The following is a 4,550-nucleotide window of genomic DNA, read 5'->3' on the forward strand; positions in this document are numbered from 1 at the left end:
CCCGGGCGCCGGCGCCCGGTGCCGATCTCGTCGCGGCGAAGGAAGTCGCCCTCGGAGACGATGCCCTTGAGCGTGCCGTCTTCGCCCATCACCGGCAGGCCGCTCAGGTGACAGCGCAGCATGATGTTGGCGGCATCCATGATCGATGCATGAGGGCTGATGGTGATGACGTCCCTGGTCATGATCTGGTGGGCGCGCATGCGTGTCTCCTGGAGCTGGAGCGTTTTCGAGCGAAGTGGATACCGGTTCGCGTAAAGAAAACGCGTCAAAACAAAGAATCTAGTGCGACATCAGCGTCGGCACGGTCATCGAGCGCAGCATGTCGCGCGTGACGCCGCCGAGCACGGTTTCCTTGAGGCGCGAATGCCCGTAGCCGCCCATCACCAGGAGATCGAGCGACTCGTCGGCCGCAAGCGACAGGATGCCCGGCTGGATCTCGGCATCATCCATCCTGAGCGAGGTCAGATGGACCGGGACGCCGACATGCGCAAGGTATCGCGCGAGATGGGTCGGCGACGCCTCGCTCGGCACGTTGTCGTCTTCGTTGACGGTGATCACCGTCAGCGTCTCGGCCGCCTTCAGGAACGGCATGGCGTCGTGCAGGGCGCGTGCCGCAACGCGGCTGCCATCCCAGCAGATGCCGATCCGCTTGGCCGCGAACGCGCCCTTGAACGTGTAGGGCATGAACAGCACCGGACCGCCGGCTTCGAACAGGGTTTCCTGGGCGAGGTTGTTGTCGAAGGTATCGCGATCGACCTCGGGCTGCGACACGATCGTCAGGTCGTGCAGCCTCGCGGCCGCGCCGACGATCTCGACCGCCTCGCCCGGAAGCGCGCTGAGGGCGCGACAGCGGTAGGTGATGCCTGCATTCTTTGCCTGCGCCTCGAACATGCGCAACGCGCCGTCAGCACGCTCGAACGCGCGCTGTCGCTCGATCTCGTAGATGGAGCCGACCGCGGCGCCGCCTTCCGCCGTCATCGGTATGCTGCTTACCTCGTAGCCTATCGCCAGCGCCTCGAGCTCGGCCTTGCATGCGGCCGCGAGCGATATCGAGCCATCGGCGACCGGACGCGCCGACAATTCCGTGGGCACCAGCGCCAGAATGTTCCTGTACATGGATCTCTCCGTGATGACGGACGAAAGCCGCCTGCGGGGCGCTTCACGTCGTTGGCGAACTCACTATGTCAGCGCAGTTTCCTCCCCTTGTTGACCCACATCAAAGGGCATTCGGCCTCCCTTCCCTATTGGTTCACGGCCAGGTTGCAGACGCAAGGGAGGATCGACATGGCACGCGTTGCATTGGTTACGGGCGGCGTTCGGGGCATTGGCGCCGCGATCGCACGGGCGCTTCAATCCGCAGGTTACCGCGTCGCGGCGACCTATGCCGGCAACACCAAGGCCGCCGAGGCGTTTCACGCTGAAACAGCGATCCCGGTGTTTCAATGGGATGTCGGCGATTTCGCCGCCTGCGGTGCCGGCGTGAAGCAGGTGGAAGCCGCGCTCGGTCCGATCGAAATTCTCGTGAACAATGCCGGGATCATCAGCGACAGCAGCCTGCACAAGATGACGAAGGCGCAATGGGATGCGGTGATCAATACCGACCTCAACGCCTTGTTCAACATGTGCCGGTCCGTGATCGAGGGCATGCGGTCGCGCAAGTTCGGCCGCATCGTCAACATCGCGTCGATCAACGGCCAGAAGGGCCAGTTCGGACAAACGAATTATTCGGCCGCGAAGGCCGGCGAGCTCGGCTTCACGCGGGCACTTGCGCTCGAGAGCGCGAAGGTCGGCATCACCGTCAACGCGATCTGTCCCGGCTACACCCACACCGAGATGCTGGATGCGGTCTCGCCGGAGGTCATGAAGGACGTGATCCTGCCGCAGATTCCGGTCGGCAGGCTCGGCCGGCCCGAGGAAATCGCGCGCGCCGTCGTCTTTCTCGCCGCCGACGAGGCCGGCTACATCACCGGATCGACGCTGTCGATCAATGGCGGCCAATATATGGGCGGCTGAGCGCCATCGAATCCACCAAGACCGCTGAATTGGAGCAAGGAGAAGCAATGTCCAGCACCGCTACGCCGAAGACGACCACGACGCATGCCCATGCCATCGTCTGGATCGATCATCTCACCGCCAAGATCTTCGGGATGGGATTGACCGACGTCGACACCATCGTGGTGCCCGCCCACCTTGCCTCGTCCCATCTGCATCACAAGGCCAACAGCGTCGGCGCGGGCAAGGTCGAGAGCGATCCAAACTTTCTGGTGACGATCGGCCAGGCGTTGCAGAATTGCACGAATGTCCTGATCATGGGGCCGGGGAACGAGAAGACCGAGCTGCTGCACCATCTGCAGGACACGCACCCGAACATCATCCTGCGCGTCGAGGCGAGCGATCACCCGACCGACAAGGAGATCATCGCCCGCGGCAAGGAATTTTTCGGCTTCGCTTAAAGCTGGAGCGCGTTGACTTCACCTCTCCCGCTTGCGGGAGAGGTCGGCGCGCCAGCGCCGGGTGAGGGCTCTCTCTACTGGGGACTCGTGGAGAGGGCCCTCACCCCAACCCTCTCCCGCAAGCGGGAGAGGGAGCGCAGCGTCCATCGTGGACGCAATTCGCTGCATGCGGTTCGGACCGCTGATCCATGCGGGAGGCCGTGGCAAACCAGTTTGATGCAGCTCAAACGGTCTGTGGCGGTGCTAGCGTAAATGGAACCAATGGAGATTGGTATGACAGCGCAGGCCATGGATTCCAAAGTCGTCACATTCGAGCCGGTCAAGCCGCGGTCGCAGGACGGCGCGGTACGAGCACCGTCCGAGCCGGTATCGGCATTCGACGTGATCGATCACCTCGCCCATGCCACGATCGCCCGCTGGACCGGCGGCTTGTCTCCCGCCGCGCTGACGCTGGCGATGCTCGACTGGCAGCTCCATTTGGCGATCTCGCCGGGCAAGCAGCTTACGCTGACACGGGATGCGATCCGCGACGCGATGCAGTTTTTCGAGACACTCGCGAGCCCGCATCCGGTCTATCGCACCTGGAGCATGATCGCGCCGGCGCCGAACGACCGGCGGTTTTCCGAGCCGGATTGGGAATTGCCGGCCTTCAACATGCTGGCGCAGGCATTCCTGTTGACCGAGCGATGGTGGCAATCCGCGACCACTGATGTTCATGGCGTGGCGCGGCACGATGCGGCGATCGCGGATTTCGCGATCCGGCAGTGGCTGGATGTGCTGGCGCCGACGAATTTCGCGCTGACCAATCCTGAGGTTCTCCGCAAGATCATGGAGACCGGCGGCGGCAACTTCGTCGGCGGCCTGCACAACTGGCTCGAGGATTGGAAGGCGCTGGTGACCGGTCACGGACCGGACCATGAGTTCGCCGTCGGCCAGAACGTCGCCGTCACCAAGGGCAAGGTGATCTATCGCAACGAACTGATCGAGCTGATCCAGTATTCGCCGACCACGTCGCAAGTCCGACCCGAGCCGGTCCTGATCGTGCCGGCCTGGATCATGAAATACTACATCCTCGATTTGTCGCCGCACAATTCGCTAGTGCGTTTCCTGGTCGAGAACGGCTTTACCGTCTTCATGATATCCTGGCGCAACCCGACGCCCGAGGACCGCGACATCAGTCTCGAAGACTATCGCCGGCTTGGCGTCGATGCCGCGATCGAGATCATCAACCGGATCGTCCCCGGCCAGCCGATTCACGCCACCGGCTACTGCCTCGGCGGCACGCTGCTGTCGATTGCGGCGGCGCGGCTGAGCAAGGAGAAGCCGGACTGCCTGCGCACCGTGACGCTGCTTGCCGCACAGACCGATTTCACCGAGGCCGGCGAGCTCACGCTCTTCATCAATGAAAGCCAGATCGCGTTCCTGGAGGACATGATGTGGCAGCGCGGCGTGCTCGAGACCAACCAGATGGCGGGCGCCTTTCAGATGCTGCGCTCCAACGACCTGATCTGGTCGCGGATGATCCGCGACTACCTGATCGGAGAGCGGCAGCCGCTCAGCGACCTCATGGCATGGAATGCGGATGCCACCCGCATGCCCTATCGAATGCATTCCGAATATCTCCGCCAGCTCTTCCTCGACAACGATCTTGCCGAAGGGCGCTATCGCGTCGACGGCCAACCGATCTCGCTGTCCGATCTGCATGCGCCGATGTTCGTCGTCGGCACGCTTCGCGATCACGTCGCTCCCTGGAAGTCGACCTTCAAGATCCATTTCCTTGCGGATGCGGACACGACCTTTGTGCTCACGAACGGCGGACACAATGCCGGCATCGTCGCGGCTCCCAACGAGCCGTGGCACTCGTATCAGGTCCTGACCAAGCTGAAGGACGGGCCTTATATCGGGCCGGATGAATGGCTGAAGGTCGCACCAAAGCGCGAAGGCTCCTGGTGGCACGAATGGGTCGCGTTCCTGAATGCCCATTCCGGCGAACCGGTCTCCCCGCCATCCATGGGCGGCGCCGGCAAGGACGAGGACGCCACCGCGCTGGAGGCTGCGCCCGGCCGCTACGTGCTGCAGCACTAGTGGTCTATCACA

Annotated in this window: 5 protein-coding genes; 3 read left to right on the plus strand and 2 right to left on the minus strand. The window is 63.3% G+C overall.

Going from position 1 to position 4,550, the window contains the following annotated elements; genetic code table 11:
- Both CWO89_RS41065 and CWO89_RS41070 read right to left on the minus strand, forming a co-directional pair.
- A partial coding sequence (locus tag CWO89_RS41065; RefSeq protein WP_130583947.1) for a CBS domain-containing protein occupies window positions 1-200 on the minus strand: 200 nt, incomplete at its 3' end.
- 79 nt (window positions 201-279) lie between these two features.
- Entirely contained in the window at window positions 280-1,116 is an 837-nt protein-coding gene (locus CWO89_RS41070; protein WP_130583948.1) for a universal stress protein, read from the minus strand.
- 168 nt (window positions 1,117-1,284) lie between these two features.
- Between CWO89_RS41070 and phbB the strand changes: the two genes are divergently transcribed.
- The 3 genes from phbB to CWO89_RS41085 all read left to right on the plus strand — a co-directional run bounded on the left by phbB (window position 1,285) and on the right by CWO89_RS41085 (window position 4,538).
- Window positions 1,285-2,013, plus strand: coding sequence for an acetoacetyl-CoA reductase (phbB, locus tag CWO89_RS41075; RefSeq protein WP_130583949.1), 729 nt, complete (start codon window positions 1,285-1,287; stop codon window positions 2,011-2,013).
- A gap of 47 nt (window positions 2,014-2,060) precedes the next feature.
- Window positions 2,061-2,453, plus strand: a complete 393-nt coding sequence (locus CWO89_RS41080) for a hypothetical protein (protein WP_130583950.1) — start codon at window positions 2,061-2,063, stop codon at window positions 2,451-2,453.
- 273 nt (window positions 2,454-2,726) lie between these two features.
- Window positions 2,727-4,538, plus strand: coding sequence for a PHA/PHB synthase family protein (locus CWO89_RS41085; protein WP_245476809.1), 1,812 nt, complete (start codon window positions 2,727-2,729; stop codon window positions 4,536-4,538).
- Window positions 4,539-4,550: the final 12 nt, after the last annotated feature.

This window comes from Bradyrhizobium sp. Leo170, assembly GCF_004296405.1.
Taxonomy (GTDB): domain Bacteria; phylum Pseudomonadota; class Alphaproteobacteria; order Rhizobiales; family Xanthobacteraceae; genus Bradyrhizobium.